Source organism: Legionella beliardensis (assembly GCF_900452395.1).
In the GTDB taxonomy this organism is placed as follows: domain Bacteria; phylum Pseudomonadota; class Gammaproteobacteria; order Legionellales; family Legionellaceae; genus Legionella_C; species Legionella_C beliardensis.
Map to the genome: position 1 here is coordinate 2,411,340 of NZ_UGNV01000001.1, position 19,000 is coordinate 2,430,339.

The window sequence follows — 19,000 nt, forward strand, 5'->3', positions numbered from 1 at the left end:
TTAATCATTACGTAAGTTTAAGTCTTGAAAAGAAATTTGCTAGTTTATCAACTAAACTAGCTAGACAAAAATGATTTCTCTTCTATGCAACTTGAATTTGATTGAGTATAGTCTAGCCTATTTGCTAATGTCACAGGAAGATACCATGCACATCGGTTTAAATTTTCAACTGGGTGAAACGCTTGATCTTTTAAGAGACAGTGTTTCGCAATTTGCCCAACAAGAGATTGCTCCAATAGCTGCTAAAATTGATGCAGATAATACATTTCCCAATCACCTATGGAGAAAATTAGGTGCAATGGGACTCTTAGGTGTTACGGTTAGTGAAGAGTTTGGCGGTGCTAATATGGGGTATTTAGCACACGTTATTACCATGGAAGAAATTTCACGAGCCTCTGCTTCAGTGGGTTTAAGTTATGGTGCCCATTCTAATTTATGTGTTAACCAAATTTATCTTAATGGCAATAGCGAGCAAAAACGCCGATATTTGCCTAAACTTATAAGTGGTGAATACATAGGCGCTTTAGCTATGAGTGAATCCAACTCAGGCTCTGATGTTGTTAGTATGCAATTACACGCCCAAGCGACTGACAATAAATTTATCCTAAATGGTACTAAAATGTGGATTACGAATGGTCCGGATGCTGATGTTTTAGTGGTTTATGCTAAAACTAATAAGCAAGCGGCCAGTAAAGGCATTACCGCCTTTATTATTGAAAAAGGATTCAAAGGCTTTAGTACCGCGCAAAAATTAGATAAATTAGGAATGCGGGGCTCTAATACCTGCGAGCTGGTCTTTGAAGACTGTGAAGTGCCGGCGGACAATGTGTTAGGCCAAATAAACCAAGGCACGAAAGTCTTAATGAGTGGCTTAGATTATGAACGTACAGTCCTTGCTGCAGGACCCGTAGGCATTATGCAGGCTTGCTTGGATGTGGTCCTGCCTTATGTTCATGAGCGCAAGCAATTTAATCAGCCTATTGGCGAGTTTCAATTTATTCAAGGCAAACTTGCTGATATGTACACTGAATTAAATGCGGCACGCGCTTATTTATATGCAGTCGCCAGCGCTTGCGACGCAGGTTTGGTAAATCGGAAAGATGCTGCTAGTGTTATTTTATATACAGCTGAAAAAGCAACCCAGATGGCATTACAAGCTATTCAGATATTAGGTGGAAATGGCTATATTAATGAATACCCCACTGGGCGTTTATTACGTGATGCCAAACTTTACGAAATTGGCGCCGGCACGTCAGAAATTAGGCGCATGTTAATTGGGCGTGAACTTTTTAACGAAACAGTATAAGGAATAGAATAATGGAACAGAACGATGTCGTTATAGTAGCGGCAAAAAGAACGCCGATGGGCAGTATGTTAGGTTCATTAACAAGTCTTTCAGCACCTGAGCTAGGCGCTGTCGCTCATCGCGCTGTTCTTGATTATGCTCATTTATCACCTACTGATCTTGATGAGGTTATTTCAGGTTGTGTTTTGCAAGCTGGCATTGGGCAGGCACCAGCAAGGCAAGCTGCTATTAAGGCGGGAATTCCTGAAGCAGTTGGGGCAACAACCATTAATAAAATGTGTGGCTCAGGCATGAAAGCTGTCATGTTAGCACATGATTTAATTAAAAGTGGCTCAGCAAATGTCATTCTTGCAGGTGGCATGGAAAGCATGAGCAATGCCCCTTATCTTTTAAGTAAAGCTCGGGCTGGCTATCGCTTAGGCCATGGCGAAATAAAAGATCATATGTTTCTTGATGGCCTGGAAGATGCCTATGATAAAGGGAAATTAATGGGGTATTTTGCTGAAGCAACGGCCAAACACTATCAATTTAGTCGCGAACAACAAGATGAGTACGCTATTCGCTCCTTAACCAGAGCCATACAAGCTAACGAAAATAATAACTTTAGTGAAGAAATTGCGCCCATTACCATTAAAGATAAAAAAGGTGAAACAATTATAAGCAAGGATGAAAGCCCAGATCCTAATAAACTTGCAAAAATTACGCAATTAAAGCCTGCCTTTCAAGCAAATGGTACGGTCACTGCAGCCAACTCAAGCTCTATTTCAGATGGCGCTGCAAGCTTAATTGTGATGTCTCTCGCATCTGCTAAAAAATTAGGAATAAAACCACTTGCTCGGATCGTAGCTCATAGTAGTCATGCGCAAGCGCCACAATGGTTTACTACGGCACCTGTTGAAGCCATGCGTAAAGTCATGAATAAGGCTGGCTGGAAGCAAAATGACGTTGATTTATATGAAATCAATGAAGCCTTTGCCGTCGTTGCAATGGCCGCCATGCAAGAATTAGAACTTAGTGCTGAAGTTGTTAATATCCACGGGGGCGCTTGTGCATTAGGCCACCCAATTGGTGCGTCTGGCGCACGTATCTTAGTCACCTTAATTCACGCCTTACAACAACAGCAAAAAAAACGTGGCGTTGCGGCATTGTGTATCGGTGGTGGCGAAGCAACAGCCATGGCAATAGAGTTAATTGATTAAAGATTATTCCATGAGTGCGTCAATTACAACGTGTTACAAAGGTTGAGTTTAAAACGCGACTGTAACATGTTGCGAGAGACGCACTAGTTAGGCGTTTAAGCGTAAAAATAATAATAACTTGAGTCTTACATGCTGAAACAAAGTTTAATTTATCTACTGCTAAGTATTTTAGCTATTTTCTTTACGCGCTATATCCATACCTTTATTGTTTATACTGACATGCTCTATACCTATTTGTATGTCAAATTGTCACTGCTCTTTACCCCGACGCCAATAAGTATCATTATTAGTAAAGTTATCGTCTTAACTTTAATCCCGGTTTTAATTGTGGCTATTGGGGCACTGATTTATAAATTAATAAAAGGTAAAAAAATGCCTCATTTTATCGAGCTAACCTGGTTACTGTGGTTAGTCCTTGTCCTTAGTAGTATTTTTATTCATTGAGAACTCTTATGCCAAAGCTTATCAGTCAACTAAATCCAGCTAGCAATGAATTTAAACAAAATGCGGCGGTTATGAGTGATTTAGTCACTAACTTACAATCAACGATAAAAGAAATCGCCCAAGGTGGTGATGAAAAAGCCAGAAAACGCCATTTAAAACACGGGAAGCTGCTACCACGAGAGCGCCTACAACGTTTATTAGATCCAGGAAGCCCGTTTCTAGAATTATCGCAGCTAGCAGCTTATCAAGTTTATGAAGACACTATTCCAGCAGCCGGACTCATTACAGGTATTGGTCGGGTTATGGGTACGGAATGTATGATAGTCATTAATGATGCCACGGTTAAAGGCGGTACTTATTATCCTTTAACCGTAAAAAAACACCTGCGTGCGCAAGAAATTGCAAGAGCCAATCATCTACCTTGTATCTATTTAGTTGATTCAGGAGGCGCCTTCCTACCTATGCAAGATGAGGTATTCCCAGATCGCGAGCATTTTGGCCGTATATTTTTTAATCAAGCTAATTTATCAGCGCGTAATATCCCACAAATTGCTGTTGTTATGGGTTCATGTACGGCTGGTGGCGCCTATGTTCCAGCCATGGCTGACGAATCAATTATGGTACGCAATCAAGCCACCATTTTTTTAGGGGGCCCTCCTTTAGTTAAGGCCGCCACAGGCGAAATTATCAGTGCTGAAGAATTAGGTGGCGCTGATGTTCATTGTCGTCAATCAGGTGTGGCTGATCATTACGCCCAAGATGAGGCGCATGCACTGCACCTAGCGCGTACAGCAATTAAACATTTAAATCGTAAAAAACAAGAACAGTTAGTTCGTATTAATAGCCGCGAGCCCCTTTATGATCCTAAAGAATTAAATGGGATTATCCCAGCTGATTTACACAAGCCCTTCGATATTCGTGAAGTGATTGCTCGCCTTGTAGATGGCTCTGAGTTTGATGAATTTAAAGCCTTATTTGGCAGTACCTTAGTTTGTGGTTTTGCCCATTTATATGGCTATCCAATTGGTATTATTGCCAATAATGGCATCCTTTTTGGCGAAAGTGCTGTAAAAGGCGCCCATTTCATTGAATTATGTGTTCAACGTCAAATTCCACTTCTTTTTTTACAAAATATCACTGGGTTTATGGTGGGTAGCAAGTATGAAGCCTCAGGCATTGCCAAACATGGTGCTAAGATGGTTACGGCGGTTGCTAATGCCAATATACCTAAGTTCACTGTTATTATTGGAGGTAGTTATGGTGCTGGGAATTATGCAATGTGCGGCCGTGCTTATGACCCTCGTTTCTTATGGTCTTGGCCTAATGCGCGCATTTCAGTGATGGGTGGCGAACAAGCGGCTAATGTTTTAGCGCAAATTAACCGAGATAAACATATAAAAGCGGGTACCACCTGGTCTCAGCAAGACGAGGAAGTTTTTAAAGAAAAATTACGTAGTCAATATGAAAAACAAGGAAACCCCTATCACGCCAGTGCGCGTCTATGGGATGACGGGGTCATCGCGCCAGAAGATACCCGTAAAATTTTGGGTTTAAGCTTGTCAGCAGCATTAAATGCACCAATTGAAACAACACGCTTCGGCGTTTTTCGAATGTAGGGAACTAACATGAATGAACTATTAACACAATTGCAGGACCATGTTTTTATCATTACCTTAAATCGCGTGAATAAACATAATGCCTTTGATGATAAGCTTATAAAGGCATTGCAAGAACAGCTCAATAAAGCGATTGCAGACAATCAAGTTAGAGTTATTCTGTTAAAAGCAAATGGACCTCATTTTTCTGCAGGCGCTGACCTTAGTTGGATGCAGCGTATGGCACAATTTAATGAAGAAGAAAATTTAGTTGACGCACTCGTATTAGCCCGCCTTATGAAAACGCTCTATGAATGCCCTAAACCAACCATTGCTGCTGTACAAGGTGGTGCTTTTGGGGGTGGTGCAGGTTTGGTTGCAGCTTGTGATATTGCGATTGCCTCGACAGAAGCAAAATTTTGTTTTTCTGAAGTAAAACTTGGCCTTATTCCGGCTGTAATTAGTCCATATGTGGTGAAAGCCATTGGTGAACGTGCGGCAAAATGGCTATTTATGAGTGCACAGCCTTTTGATGCTGAACAAGCCAAACAACTTAATTTAATTCAATATTGCGTACAAGATTGTACTTTGGCGAACTTTGCACTTACCTATGCAAGACAAATTGCGAACCTTGCGCCTAAGGCTGTGGCTGATTGTAAAGCCTTAATCCATCGCGTATGCAATAGACCCGTTACTGATGAATTAATTCAAGAAACCGCTGTATTAATTGCCCAAAAACGTGTCTCTAAAGAAGGCCAAAAAGGGTTACAAGCTTTTCTTAAAAAAGAACAACCCCAATGGAATTAAAAGTTATTATCTGAGATGCTGATGGTGAGTAATTTTTATTTAATTTAAGGTGGGTATGTTGACAATTAGCATCACGATAACAAATGCTAACAGGCCCTAAAAAGAAAAATACTTAGGATTTTTCATGTTTAAAAAAATTCTGATCGCTAATCGAGGTGAGATCGCTTGCCGCATTATTAAAACAGCGAAGCACATGGGAATAAAAACAGTTGCTGTTTATTCAACAATTGATAGAAATAGTCTCCATGTAGAGCAAGCTGATGAGGCCTATTGTATTGGGGACGCTAAAGCTGCCGCGAGTTATTTAAATATAGAGGCTATCATTGCAGCAAGCTTAGCAAGTGGCGCACAAGCCATTCACCCTGGCTATGGTTTTTTATCTGAAAATGCAGAATTTGCCAAAGCCTGTGCTAGAGCTAATATTGTATTTATTGGGCCTTCTATTGAAGCACTTAATGCAATGGGCTCAAAGCAATTGGCTAAACAATTACTTGAAAAAACTAACGTCCCGCTTACTCCAGGCTACCATGGCCATGAACAAGGTGATGATCTTTTATTACAAGAAGCGAAAAAGATAGGCTTTCCAGTGCTGCTTAAGGCCGCAAATGGCGGGGGTGGCAAAGGCATGCGTGCAGTTTATCAAGAATCAGAATTTTCGCACGCGTTAGCAGGTGCAAGACGCGAATCGCTAGCAAGCTTTGCGGATGATACCATCATCATTGAAAAATTAATTGTTAATCCCCGCCATATTGAAATTCAAATCATGGCAGATCATTACGGTGAAGTAGTCCATTTATATGAAAGAGACTGCTCAATTCAACGTCGCCATCAAAAAATTATTGAAGAAGCGCCTGCGTCGCATTTAAGTGACGAGTTACGTCAACAATTAGCGCAAGCTGCATGTCAGGTCGCACAATCTATTCAATATCGTGGTGCTGGTACAGTTGAATTTTTAGTCGATACGCATGAACAATTTTATTTTATGGAAATGAATACCCGCCTACAAGTTGAGCATCCGGTTACAGAAATGATAACCGGCCTTGACTTAGTGGCTTGGCAACTAAAAATTGCTGCCAACGAACCCCTACCTTGTAAGCAAGACGCTATTCATGCAACAGGTCATGCCATAGAATGCCGTGTTTATGCTGAAGATCCTGAGCAAGGATTCATACCATCCATTGGGCAATTAAATTTTCTAAAAGAGCCAACAGGCCAAGGTATTCGGATTGACACGGGTGTTACTTGTCACTCGGCTATTAGCCAATTTTATGACCCTATGATTGCTAAATTAATTACTTGGGGCGAAAATCGCAGTCAAGCACTGGCGCGCATGCAAGAAGCTTTAGAGCATTTTGCAATTGGTGGGGTTAAATCAAATATTCCTTTTCTTCAAGCGATTTGTCAACATCCGGCCTTTATTGACGCAAACATCACCACCCACTTTCTCACTGAAGAAACGATAGCCCTTCCCACGCCCGATAAAGAATTAGGCCTACTTATAGCTGCCTGTTATGATTATTACCATTTAATTAAGCAAGATGAGGATGCTTTATTGCAGCAAAGCTTTGCTTGGCAGATGCATTTAACCAGTAGCTGGCGGTGGCATTATTTACTTGAAGGCCAACAAATAGAAGTTATTATCTCACCAATTAATAAAGAACAATTTTTACTGCAAATAGATGAGAAACAGGTCAAGCTGCGATTTAAATTGGTTCAAGGGCAATTTTTTATTGAATATGATGGAAAAGTACAATCAGCTTGGGTTGAAAATCAGCTAGATAACATCATTATCTATCTTAAAGAAGGGCCAATAAGCATTGAGCGGTTTAGCTGGGAGCAGACTAATAATCAAAATCAGCAAATAGGCCATTTAACGGCACCCATGCCTGCAACCGTGGTTGCCATTTTAAAAAAACCAGGTGATATAATTAAAAAAGGTGACCAATTACTTGTACTTGAAGCCATGAAAATGGAACATACGATTCATGCTCCAAAAGATGGTATAATTGCTGAGTTTTTTTATGAAATCGGCTCGCAAGTGAGTGAAGGAGCAGAATTACTCACCATTACAGATTGTACTTAGGAACTGTCCATGAACTACCCTCAACACGTTACAATCGTTGAAGTCGGTCCACGCGATGGATTGCAAAATGAGCTGTCGTTTGTCGCGACTGAAACTAAAATTGCCTTAATCAATCAATTAAGCCAAACCGGTTTAAAGTACATTGAAGCCACTAGTTTTGTCTCAGCAAAAGCAATCCCGCAATTTGTTGACAGTGAGGTCGTTTTTAAATCGATTAATAAACCAGAAACAGTTTGTTTTTCAACACTCGTGCCTAATGAGCGAGGCATGCTAAAAGCGCTTAGCCTAGGTGTAAAAGAAGTAGCAGTCTTTACAGCCGCCAGTGAAACATTTAATCAACGTAATATAAACTGTACGATTGCTGAAAGTATTGCGCGCTTTAAACCGGTCTTTGATTTAGCCAAAGCAAATGATATCTCAGTTAGAGCTTATATTTCATGCGCGTTAGGTTGTCCTTATGAGGGTGAAATTAAGCCAGCTCAAGTGGCTCACGTCGCCTGGCAATTATTTAATTTAGGTGCTAGCGAAATTTGTCTCGGTGATACCATTGGTGTAGGAACACCTAAGCAAACGAAAGCATTAATTCACAGTCTTTTAGATACTTTCCCTGCCTCACAATTAGCCATGCATTTTCACGATACTTATGGTCAGGCAATTGCTAATATTGTTGCTTCATTAGATTGCGGTATTTATCGATTTGACAGCTCTGTGGCAGGCTTAGGGGGCTGCCCTTATGCACAAGGGGCTACGGGTAATGTAGCTACTGAAGATATACTTTATTTAATGCATGGCTTAGGCATTGACACGGGTATTGATATTTTCAAAGTTGTCGCTGCTGGCGATATGATTTGCAAAGCACTAAATCGCAAAAATCAGTCTAAAGTAGCTAACGCACTTTTAGCCAATCAATGCTAAACGAGCATTATCTCGTAAAAAGCACAGAATTTACACAATTCTCATGTTAAAAAAGAGCAGTTTGCTATAAGATATCCTTATCTATTATATTACAAAATGAACTTATCCTGTAAAATACCTATTATTTATACCCATTCAGCTTGAAAGAGATATATACCTCTCGCTACTGAAACGATAGGTTTTCATACGCTATTTTTTTAAAAAATTAGATAATAGCAACCCAACCTATCGCTTCAGTGGTAAGAGGTATATAAGATCTAGGTTAAACAGGTTAGCTCAATATCAATGAATCCAACGTATACTAACATACTGTGCAACTAAAACATGGTGAACTTTCGGTAGAAAGTACCTGATCTTCTTGAATAATCATCAACTTGGCGAGACAAACACATGGTTACACGTAATAAATTAGTCATTGGGTTAGTGCAGGAGCGTTGGTACAATGACCCCAATATACATCAAGAAAAATTAGCAGCAGGTATTATGGCTGCTGCAAAGCAAGGCGCTCAGGTTGTCTGCTTACAAGAGCTAACCCTTTCCCCTTATTTTTGCACTCGTCCAGATGTCGATTGTCAGCCATTTATGGAAGATATTCATACAGGTCCCACTGCTCGTTTCGTGGGTAACATGGCAAAAACAGCTCAAGTGGTGATTACAGCATCACTTTTTGAAAAAGCTGGGTTTAATACGGCTGTCGCTTTTAACCAACAGGGTGAAATTGCTGCCATCACGCGCAAACAGCATATCCCTTCGGGCGAAAAATACCATGAAGACTATTATTTTAAACCAGGCGATTCTAATTACCCTGTCCATGATTTAGCTGGGCATCGCTTTGGCCTACCAACTTGTTATGATCAATGGTTTCCAGAACTATCACGCATTTACGGCTTAAAAGGGGCTGAACTCTTAGTTTACCCAACGGCTATTGGCGCTGAACCAACAGCACCAGGATTTGATAGTCAACCACTGTGGCAAAAAGTTATGATTGCGCAAGGGATTATGGCAAATTGTTTTATGGTAGCTGTTAATCGTATTGGGACTGAAGAAGGACTTGAATTTTATGGCAGTAGCTTTATTAGCAATCCTCTGGGTGAAATCCTAGTGCAAGCACCACGACATGAGCCGGCTGTATTAGTCGCTGAGCTTGACATGAGTATACGGTCGCTTTGGAGCAGGTTATTTCCATTCGCAAGCCAGCGCCAGCCAGAAACTTATCAAGAATTACTTAAAATCCAAGCAGGAATTGCCTCATGACTGACAATTTAACTGAATTTAATTCCTATAATATTGCTCATTGGGGCGAAGGTTATTTTTCTATTAACCCATTAGGCAATATCGAAATCCATAAAAATTCGACCCAGCAAGGTGTGGAGTTAACAGCTATTGTTAAAGCGGCTAACCGCGCTGGCTTAAAACTACCCTTACTTATTCGCTTTATTGATATTCTGCATGACCGCGTTCTGAAGATTTATGAGGCCTTTACCCAAGTGATTGCTGATAACAATTACCAAGGTCATTATCAATTAGTCTATCCTATTAAAGTTAATCAAGAACAGTGTGTTGTACGGGAATTATTAAAAGCGCCTGCGCATGCAATTGGCCTTGAAGCCGGCAGTAAACCTGAGTTAATGGCTGCTATTGGTATGTTAGATAAACGTAGCTCAACAATTGTTTGTAATGGCTATAAAGATAGCTCTTATATACGCACCGCCTTAATCGCACAGCAAATGGGCCATGAAATATTTATTATTATTGAAAAGCGTTCTGAATTAGATATTATTCTTAAAGAATCAGCAAGACTTAAGATAAAACCTAATTTAGGTGTACGTATTCGCTTAACGACTAAGAGTGCAGGCAAATGGGAAAACACCGGTGGCGCTAAATCAAAGTTTGGTTTAAATGCTGAGCAAGTACTCGACTTAGTGATGCGCCTTAAAGAGAATAATGCCCTAGATTGCTTACGTCTTATGCATTGCCATTTAGGTTCGCAAGTAGCTAATATTCATGACATTCGTTTTTGTATGCAAGAAGTGGCTCGTAATTATGTTGAGTTACGCCGTTTGCAAGCACCTATTCAAACGATTGACGTGGGCGGTGGCTTAGGTATTGATTATGAAGGCACTCGTACCAGTACTGATTGTTCTATGAACTATAGTCTTAATGAATACGCAACAAATATTATTTTAGCAATTCGCCATGTTTGCGAAGAAGCAGAAATGCCTGAACCTAATTTAATTTCTGAATCAGGCCGTGCTCTAACAGCGCATCATGCCGTATTGGTCACTAATATTACTGATGTTGAAGTCATCAAAAAAACAAATGAACTGCCTTTTATTGGCCCTGATGATTCCCATGTAATTCAAGATATTTGGGATACTTATCAGTCCCTGTCCGATCATAAGCCAAGCGAACTTTATCATTATGCGCTTCACTCACTTGAAGAAGCCCACTCTATGTTCAAACATGGCGTCATTACGTTAGAAGAAAAAGCCAAAGTTGAGCGGCTGTTTACCATTATTTGTTGTGAAGTCCAACGGAAATTGGATGAAAAAACACTAGGCGATCGCGAGTTAATGAATATTATTAATGAGCGAATGGCAGCTAAGATTTTTTGTAATTTATCTTTTTTCCAATCCTTACCTGATGCATGGGCAATTGATCAAATTTTTCCAGTAGCCCCTATTTCCCATCTAAATGAACCAGTAAGAATACCAAGTATTTTACAAGATTTAACTTGTGACTCTGATGGTACAATTAAGCATTACCCTGGGCAGTTTTCTATAGAATCAACGCTGATGTTACCTCATTTTAATCCAGATAATCCTTATGCAATTGCTTTCTTTTTAGTCGGAGCTTATCAGGAAATTTTAGGTAATTTACATAATTTATTTGGCGATACTAACTCTTTGGATGTTAATTTAAAAGAAGATGGGCAATTTGAAATTAATGATTTAGTCAGTGGCGATACGGTAACTAATGTTCTAAGTTATGCGCATTATGACACCAAAAAACTATTACTCTCTTACGAGAAACAGCTGATTAGTTCTGAACTTCCGCAGGAAACAATTCAGGGGTACTTAGATGAGTTACGTAGTATTTTTTCACAATTAACTTATCTTAATGGCAATCAAAGCTTTTCGTAAATAAATTTTAGAGAATCAATATGATTACACCAAAACAACAAGGCTTTAAAATGCCTGCAGAATGGTATCCACATGCGGCTTGCTGGATGGCTTGGCCATGCCATCTTGAAACATGGGAAGCCATTGGTCTTGAAAAGGCACGGATAGCTTACAGTCGAGTAGCAAAAGCAATTGCTGAGTTTGAACCCGTTATTATGTTAGTTAATCCTGGCGATGAAGAGAGTGCTCAACGTTTATGTGACAATACCATTCAAATTCAATCATTGCCTTTAAATGATTCCTGGACACGTGACACAGGCTCTACTTTTTTATTAAATCAGCAAAAAGAATTAGCCGGCGTTGATTGGATTCATAATGCTTGGGGCGGTAATTACCTTGACTGTGCGCTAGACGACCAAATTGCTGCTACTATTATTCAAACCACACAAGCGCGTTACTTTAAAGCACCTTTAGTTATGGAAGGTGGCTCGTTTCATGTTGATGGTGAGGGCACTGTACTGACGACTCGTGAGTGCTTACTTAACCCTAATCGCAATCCTAATTTGTCGCAAGAAGAGATTGAAAATTATCTTCATGATTATTTAGGTACGCAAAAAGTGATTTGGCTTAATAAAGGCATTATTGGTGATGAAACAGACGGCCATATTGATGAAATTGCTTGCTTTACAGCGCCAGGTACCGTGTTATGCTTAACTACCTCTGATAAACAAGATGAGAATTATCAACGCTTGCAAGAAAATTATGACATCTTAAAAACTGCCACGGATGCAGCCGGAAGAAGCCTAGACGTTATTACAATAGAACAGCCACCAGCGACTTACATCGCCGGCGAGCGATTGACTTTGTCTTATATTAATTTTTACCTAGCTAATCAAGGCATTGTTATGCCCGCATTTGGCCATGAAAAATACGATAATGCAGCGCGTCAGCTACTACAAAAGTGCTTTCCAACCTATCGGATTAATCAAATTGATGCATTAGAAGTATTCGTTGGAGGCGGGGGGATTCATTGTATTACGCAACAACAACCCATTAGTAGAGAAATAGTATAATCGATTAATTATCCTTGGATACCGCGGTCAAGCCGCGGTATTTCGTTTTCTTCTTTTTAAAATACCTAAAGCACGCCAAAATAACCCGAAATACCGCGGCTTGACCGCGGTATCCATAGGCTCTCTGCAGCTATATTAAAAGCTGTAAACAAGCGTCGTTTAGACAAGTTAATTAATTCTTTTTTTAAACTTTTATGTAATAATTATAAGAGAGGATGTTTATGATTTCGCTATGTTGCAAAACCTAATTAGACCATAAAATTAACAAGCACTTAAATAACTTGTGTCTATTTCTTAGCGCTTCACGGTATTATCCATCCTATTAATAGACAGCTCTACATTTTGTAAAACCACTGTATTTAATTTCATGATAAGGGATTCGTTATGAGTATAGTTTGGCAACCTAAATATCCTGAAGCGACCCAGATGTGGCAATTTATGCAGTTTGTAGAAAAAGCCGAGCAAACGTCATTTGCAAACTATCAAGCACTCCATCAATGGTCTATTGACCATATTGCCCGTTTTTGGGAGCTCTTGTGTCAATTTTTTGCAATTGATTTTAAGACTCCACCACAACGCATTTTAAATCACTCAGGACATATGCTTAATGCCACTTGGTTTGAGGGGGCAACCTTTAATTTTGCTGAAAAACTGCTTACTCGACGTGATAGTCACCCAGCGCTTATTAGCATTAAAGAAAATGGTGAACGAATTGTATTAACTTACCAAGAACTTTATCAACAAGTCGCTGCTTGTGCCCAGGGTTTAAAACAAGCCGGCGTCGCGGTAGGTGATCGGGTAGCGGCAATCATGCCTAATGTTTCTCATACGGTTATTGCTATGTTAGCGACTGCCTCATTAGGTGCCATTTGGTCTTCCTGTTCGCCTGACTTTGGTGCGCAAGCTGCGATTGATAGATTTGGCCAAATTGAACCTAAAGTGCTCTTTGTTTGCAATGGTCATTATTATTTAGGCAAAGCTCATCAAGATCTGCCTAAGATTAAAGAAGTTAGCCAAGCATTACCCTCATTACAAAAAATCATTATTTGCCCCATTTTAACTTCTAATAACGAACAATTTAATCTTACGAATGCTTGCTTATGGGATGACTTTATTCAACAAATAACCACGTGTGAATTTCAAAATTTGCCATTTGCTCATCCTCTCTATATTTTGTTTTCTTCAGGTACAACGGGTAAACCTAAATGTATTGTTCATGGTGCGGGTGGAACACTATTACAACATATTAAAGAACTTGGCTTACACACTGACATCACGGAAAAAGATAACTTATTTTTTTACACTACCTGTGGCTGGATGATGTGGAATTGGATGGTTTCTGTACTTGCTTTAGGTGCCACGTTAACTCTTTATGACGGCTCGCCTACTTATCCTGACGCTTATCGGCTTTTTCAATTAATTAATGATGAAAAGATTACGGTATTTGGTACCAGTGCCAAATTCATTTCAGCGGTTGATAAAGCGGATGCTAAGCCTAGTACCCGTTTTAAATTAGAGACATTGCGCACCATCCTTTCTACAGGCTCGCCATTACTGCCGAAAAATTATGATTTTGTTTATCAGGATATCAAAGCAGAGGTCCAATTAAGTTCTATCTCTGGTGGGACAGACATTGTTTCCTGCTTTGCTCTAGGTAATCCCCTACTGCCTATTTATAAAGGTGAATTACAATGTTTTGGCTTAGGCATGGCTGTGAACGTGTTCGATGAACAAGGCCACCCTGTCGTTCAGGAGCGTGGTGAATTAGTCTGTACCAAACCTTTTCCATCTATGCCTATTTATTTTTGGAATGATTTTGAAAAAAAAGCTTATAAACATGCCTATTTTGAACGTTATAAAAATGTATGGGCACATGGGGATTTTGCAGAAATTACCAGACATCAAGGTTTAATTATTTATGGTCGTTCGGATGCTATTTTAAATCCAGGTGGCATAAGAATTGGTACAGCAGAGATTTATCGTCAAGTTGAAAAAATTCCACAAGTAGTCGACAGTATTGTGATTGGGCAGGATTGGCAAGATGACATTCGTATTATTCTGTTTGTCAAATTACAAGAAGGCTTACAATTGGATGACGAGTTACAAGATTTAATTAAGCAAACAATAAAACGCAATGCTTCACCTCGTCACGTGCCCGCTAAAATTCTGCAAGTACCTGATATTCCACGCACCATGAGTGGTAAAATTGTGGAAGTTGCTGTACGCCAAATTGTTCATGGCCAAGAGATTAATAATATTCAATCCCTAGCCAATCCAGAAGCACTAGCCTATTTTAAGGATAGGTCGGAATTAACAAATTAATTATTTTGAATGTGTCAGATACAATTGATTAATAAGCTTAAAAAAGGCCTTTAACCATATTAAGATTGCCTTTTAAATTTCAATGTGTATAGTACATGCACTTTTTGCTTATTGTGCTTTTGGCAACCTTCTATGCAGTACACATTAATTATAGAGAAAGAAACTAATTTAAATCAGGCAGTTGCAGTAATAAAAGAATTAAATTCCGCAGTCAACCTATTAATCTTAAAGCATAAGCTTACCAGCCCAAATATAACAGCATTAATACAGTTTTTTGCAGCTCTTCCTAATCACATTACCTCTTTAGATTTAAGCGAAAATTTTCTATACAATGTAAGAAGCACAGACTTAGAACTACTTCTAGCTGCTATTCCACCTAGTATAAGCTCACTTAATTTAAGCACCAATTGCCTTGCTAGGCATGAGCACGCAAGGTTAGTACAACTCCTTGCAGCTATTCCTACTACTATTACTTCTCTTGATTTAAGCGATAACCTTCTCCACACCTTAGAAAATTTGGTAACCTTATTAGCTACTATTTCAGCCCACATTGTGTCTCTTAATCTAAGTAAAAATCTTTTTGACCATAAGACAGGCATGGAACTAGCAAAAATATTCACAGCCATCCCTGCAACTGTTAGTAGTCTTAATTTAAGCCAAAATAATTTACATACTTTTTCAGTAGAAAAATTAGACAAACTTAAAGACTCATTACCTCATATAAAAACAATTACGCTTAGCTATAGTGAAATTCAGGCAATGACGCCCAAGCAGCGGCAAGCGCTTAAAGCGGTGTTTACGAATATTGAGGCTGTTATTCTGGTTGATGGCCAAGGCACGATTATCTCAAATCCGCTTGCAGAGCGTTATGCTTGGGAGTTACGAAATAAACAATATCCACCGTCGTTGCTTAGCTGGTGTGCCTTTTATGCTGACAAAACTGCTATGGATATTGATAATAAAGTACCAATGGAAGTCAACGAGATAGTTAAACAAATTCCTATTAAACCGTTTAGTTAATTTTATGAATGTTTTTAACAACTAGTTAAAGACAAATTTGTTGATTGCGAGCCGGCTTAACAAGAATAATTATTCTACCTGGTTTTTTTTAGGGCATAATTATTGTATTATGAGGGATGCGCTGATTTGAATACTTAGCTTGCGGGCGCTCAAGAATAATTTTCTTGTAAATTCGGCTAAAGCAGGTTGCCCCTCTTTAGCATACCGCACTATTATTCAATCGTGAGTACCTATAGCGTCGCCCACTAAATTTTAGACTAAGCGTAAGTGAGCAAGCTTACAATAAATTATAACGCTTAGTGGGTAACGCTCTAGATAAGTTTATCAGGTAGGTGAGATGATTGAATTAGTTGGCTTAAATAAATCCTTTAAACAGATTAATGCATTACAAGATATTAATTTATTTATTCAAGAAGGTGAAATTTTTGGCATTATTGGTAAAAGTGGTGCTGGTAAATCCACGTTATTGCGCGCTATTAATTTATTAGAGCGTCCAGATTCGGGCGAAATAACTATCAATAATCAAACCATTTCTAGTTTAAGCCGCAAAGAATTACGTCAGGCTCGTCATAAAATAGCCATGATTTTTCAACAATTTAATTTATTAAATTCTAAAACTGTTTATGAAAATATTGCTTTACCCATGCGTATTCAGGGCGTAAGCGAACAAGCTATTGCTGAAAAAATAGACGAGCTATTACCTTTAGTTGAGCTAGATGAAAAGAAAGATGCTTACCCCTCTCAATTAAGTGGTGGCCAAAAACAACGCGTGGCCATTGCAAGAGCGCTTAGCTACTCACCTAGTATTTTATTATGCGATGAAGCTACTTCAGCATTGGATCCTAAAACAACTGAATCAATATTACAGCTGTTAAAAAAGATTAATCAACTCTATGGCATTACTATTGTGCTGATTACCCATGAAATGGAAGTCGTTAAACGCATTTGCCATCGCCTAGCTGTTATGGAAAATGGTAAAATTATTGAAGTTGTGGCATTAGCTAATGTCTTTGATGATATAAATAGCCAAGCACGTAAAATGCTTTATGCACAATTAACACCTCAATTACCGCCATCTTTAACTGATCACTTATTAACTGAACCAACGGATAAGCCTGTCTTGCGTCTCTTTTTTCAAGGAGAAACGGCAACAGTACCGTTTATTAGCCAAACGAGCCGAGAACTTAACTTAGATATTAATATTTTATTAGCTAATATTGACCGCATTGAGACGGTTACTTGTGGCGTATTAATTGTTGAATTATGTGCAGACAAGATGCTCTTGAATGCTTTTATTGAGCGCTGCAAGCAAGCTACTTTAACTGTGGAGATTTTAGGGTATGTCGCTGACACTATTTTATGACTTAATGCTTGCCAGTGGGCAAACAATTTATATGGTGCTCTTAAGCACTCTTTTTGCCATTATTTTAGGGCTACCTTTAGGTACATTACTCTTTAGTACGGCAACAATAAAACCACATCCGCATCTCAATCGCTTTATTTCTGGCCTTATTAATTTTAGCCGCTCTATTCCTTTTATTATTTTATTAGTAGCTTTAATTCCAATTACTCGTTTTTTCGTTGGTACCTCTATCGGTACTAATGCTGCAATTGTGCCTTTAACCTTAGGGGCTACACCATTTTTTGCACGTTTGGTTGATAATGTTTATCGCAATTTACCCACAGGTTTAATTGAAACAGGTTTTTCCATGGGGGCAACAACTTGGCAAATGATTCGTTTTATTCTCTTGCCAGAGGCCTTGCCTGCACTTATTCAATCAATCACTGTCACTGCGATAACCTTAGTGAACTACTCTGCTATGGCAGGCACGGTAGGTGGCGGTGGTTTAGGTGATTTAGCAATCCGCTATGGTTACCAACGTTTTAATGTGCTTATCATGATTGCAACAGTATTAATCTTAGTTATTATTGTACAATTAATTCAAATAAGTGGTGACAGGCTTGCCAAGCGCTGTTTGTATTTATAGATAGACTTTTAACTTAAAGCCCTGGAGAACTAAGTGCGTATTATTGCTTTATTATTACTGATAGTTAGCCTTGTTGCTTGCAACAAGCCCTCGCCAAATACCTTAACGATTGGCACCATTGCAGGCCCCGAAACCGATTTAGCCGAAGTAGCTCGCGATGTTGCCTTAAAAAATTATGGTTTAACCATTAAAATAGTAGAATTTAGTGATTACAATCTACCTAATGAAGCGTTACAAGACGGTAGCTTAGATGCAAATATTTATCAGCATCTTCCTTATTTGCAAGCAGCAATGAAGGCGCACGGTTATAACTTTGAAGTCATTGGCAAAACATTTATTTACCCTACCGGCATTTACTCTAAAAAGTTTAAATCCCTTAGTGATCTTCCGAATAAAGCCATTATCGCCATTCCTAATGACCCAAGTAATGAAGCACGTGCCCTCTTGTTATTGCAACAAGCAAAATTAATTACTTTAAACAAAGCAGCCACAGCAACGACTGCTGATATTGCGACCAATCCTAAACAATTACAGATAAAAGAACTCGATGCAGCGCAGCTTCCCCGAGTTTTAGCCGACGTAGATGCTGCTGTTATTAATACAACGTTTGCTATTCCAGCAGGCTTAAGTCCTGCGCGGGATGCATTATTTGTAGAAACTAAAGATTCCCCTTATGTTAATTTAATCGTAATTCGCAGTGACAGTAACAAAAGAGCGCAATTAGAACAATTTGTTAAAGCATTTAATTCACCAGAAGTAAAAGAAAAAGCCAAAACACTCTTTGGCGATGGCGCAATACCTGCCTGGTGAGAAAAATTGACATGTAAAGAATAGATTGGAAAACTTTTATTGTCTCCGCGCAAGCGGAGATAATTTAAATAGCAACATCTAAATAAGTTGATTAAGAAGGTTAAATCAAATCAAATTCCCTTAACTCTTCCCGTAACCGTCGTTCTTCAAATAAATCCTCAATACGACGTCGACGCTCTAACTTTTTACTTAAACTTGCTTCCGTGCTATCTTGAACATCCATTAGTTCATCAACCCCTGTCTCAAAATCATTAAAACGTCGATTATTCATCGCACATCTCCTTTGCTAGGTTTAGTTGATTCCATGCTTGAGTCG

The 19,000-nt window shown here is 39.1% G+C and carries 16 protein-coding genes; 15 read left to right on the top strand and 1 reads right to left on the bottom strand.

What is annotated here, in order from left to right; all coding sequences use genetic code 11:
- Nucleotides 1-145: 145 nt before the first annotated feature.
- The 15 genes from DYE47_RS10595 (at nucleotide 146) to DYE47_RS10665 (ending at nucleotide 18,684) form a co-directional block, all read left to right on the top strand.
- Entirely contained in the window at nucleotides 146-1,306 is a 1,161-nt protein-coding gene (locus DYE47_RS10595; protein ID WP_115303242.1) for an isovaleryl-CoA dehydrogenase, read from the top strand.
- Nucleotides 1,307-1,317: 11 nt separating this feature from the next.
- Nucleotides 1,318-2,505: an acetyl-CoA C-acyltransferase gene (locus tag DYE47_RS10600; protein ID WP_115303243.1), complete on the top strand. Its 1,188-nt coding sequence runs from the start codon at nucleotides 1,318-1,320 to the stop codon at nucleotides 2,503-2,505.
- A gap of 129 nt (nucleotides 2,506-2,634) precedes the next feature.
- On the top strand, nucleotides 2,635-2,949 hold the full coding sequence (locus tag DYE47_RS10605) for a hypothetical protein (protein WP_115303244.1): 315 nt from the start codon (nucleotides 2,635-2,637) through the stop codon (nucleotides 2,947-2,949).
- A gap of 8 nt (nucleotides 2,950-2,957) precedes the next feature.
- Nucleotides 2,958-4,565 carry a carboxyl transferase domain-containing protein gene (locus DYE47_RS10610; RefSeq protein WP_115303245.1) on the top strand — a complete coding sequence of 536 codons (1,608 nt, stop codon included), beginning with the start codon at nucleotides 2,958-2,960 and terminating at the stop codon, nucleotides 4,563-4,565.
- A gap of 9 nt (nucleotides 4,566-4,574) precedes the next feature.
- Nucleotides 4,575-5,351 carry an enoyl-CoA hydratase-related protein gene (locus DYE47_RS10615; RefSeq protein ID WP_115303246.1) on the top strand — a complete coding sequence of 259 codons (777 nt, stop codon included), beginning with the start codon at nucleotides 4,575-4,577 and terminating at the stop codon, nucleotides 5,349-5,351.
- A 124-nt stretch (nucleotides 5,352-5,475) separates the two neighbouring features.
- Nucleotides 5,476-7,434 (top strand): acetyl/propionyl/methylcrotonyl-CoA carboxylase subunit alpha, encoded by a 1,959-nt coding sequence (locus tag DYE47_RS10620; protein ID WP_115303247.1) that lies wholly within the window; start codon nucleotides 5,476-5,478, stop codon nucleotides 7,432-7,434.
- Between the two features lie 9 nt (nucleotides 7,435-7,443).
- Nucleotides 7,444-8,349 carry a hydroxymethylglutaryl-CoA lyase gene (locus tag DYE47_RS10625; RefSeq protein WP_115303248.1) on the top strand — a complete coding sequence of 302 codons (906 nt, stop codon included), beginning with the start codon at nucleotides 7,444-7,446 and terminating at the stop codon, nucleotides 8,347-8,349.
- Nucleotides 8,350-8,739: 390 nt separating this feature from the next.
- The gene (locus DYE47_RS10630; RefSeq protein ID WP_115303249.1) at nucleotides 8,740-9,603 is read left to right on the top strand and encodes a carbon-nitrogen hydrolase; all 864 of its coding nucleotides are present in this window, start codon (nucleotides 8,740-8,742) and stop codon (nucleotides 9,601-9,603) included.
- Nucleotides 9,600-11,492, top strand: coding sequence for a biosynthetic arginine decarboxylase (gene speA / locus DYE47_RS10635; protein ID WP_115303250.1), 1,893 nt, complete (start codon nucleotides 9,600-9,602; stop codon nucleotides 11,490-11,492). Before DYE47_RS10630 ends, speA begins: the two co-directional genes overlap by 4 nt.
- A gap of 14 nt (nucleotides 11,493-11,506) precedes the next feature.
- Nucleotides 11,507-12,544, top strand: a complete 1,038-nt coding sequence (locus DYE47_RS10640; RefSeq protein WP_242604204.1) for an agmatine deiminase family protein — start codon at nucleotides 11,507-11,509, stop codon at nucleotides 12,542-12,544.
- Between the two features lie 384 nt (nucleotides 12,545-12,928).
- Nucleotides 12,929-14,866, top strand: a complete 1,938-nt coding sequence (locus tag DYE47_RS10645) for an acetoacetate--CoA ligase (RefSeq protein ID WP_115303252.1) — start codon at nucleotides 12,929-12,931, stop codon at nucleotides 14,864-14,866.
- A gap of 132 nt (nucleotides 14,867-14,998) precedes the next feature.
- Nucleotides 14,999-15,886 carry a leucine-rich repeat domain-containing protein gene (locus DYE47_RS10650; RefSeq protein ID WP_115303253.1) on the top strand — a complete coding sequence of 296 codons (888 nt, stop codon included), beginning with the start codon at nucleotides 14,999-15,001 and terminating at the stop codon, nucleotides 15,884-15,886.
- Nucleotides 15,887-16,223: 337 nt separating this feature from the next.
- Nucleotides 16,224-17,249: a methionine ABC transporter ATP-binding protein gene (locus DYE47_RS10655; protein WP_115303254.1), complete on the top strand. Its 1,026-nt coding sequence runs from the start codon at nucleotides 16,224-16,226 to the stop codon at nucleotides 17,247-17,249.
- Nucleotides 17,227-17,874 carry a methionine ABC transporter permease gene (locus DYE47_RS10660; RefSeq protein ID WP_115303255.1) on the top strand — a complete coding sequence of 216 codons (648 nt, stop codon included), beginning with the start codon at nucleotides 17,227-17,229 and terminating at the stop codon, nucleotides 17,872-17,874. Before DYE47_RS10655 ends, DYE47_RS10660 begins: the two co-directional genes overlap by 23 nt.
- 33 nt (nucleotides 17,875-17,907) lie before the next feature.
- Complete coding sequence (locus DYE47_RS10665; protein WP_115303256.1) at nucleotides 17,908-18,684, top strand: MetQ/NlpA family ABC transporter substrate-binding protein; 777 nt, start codon at nucleotides 17,908-17,910, stop codon at nucleotides 18,682-18,684.
- A 100-nt stretch (nucleotides 18,685-18,784) separates the two neighbouring features.
- Here DYE47_RS10665 and DYE47_RS16195 read toward each other — a convergent pair whose 3' ends face one another.
- Entirely contained in the window at nucleotides 18,785-18,955 is a 171-nt protein-coding gene (locus tag DYE47_RS16195) for a PA3496 family putative envelope integrity protein (protein ID WP_165482040.1), read from the bottom strand.
- Nucleotides 18,956-19,000: the final 45 nt, after the last annotated feature.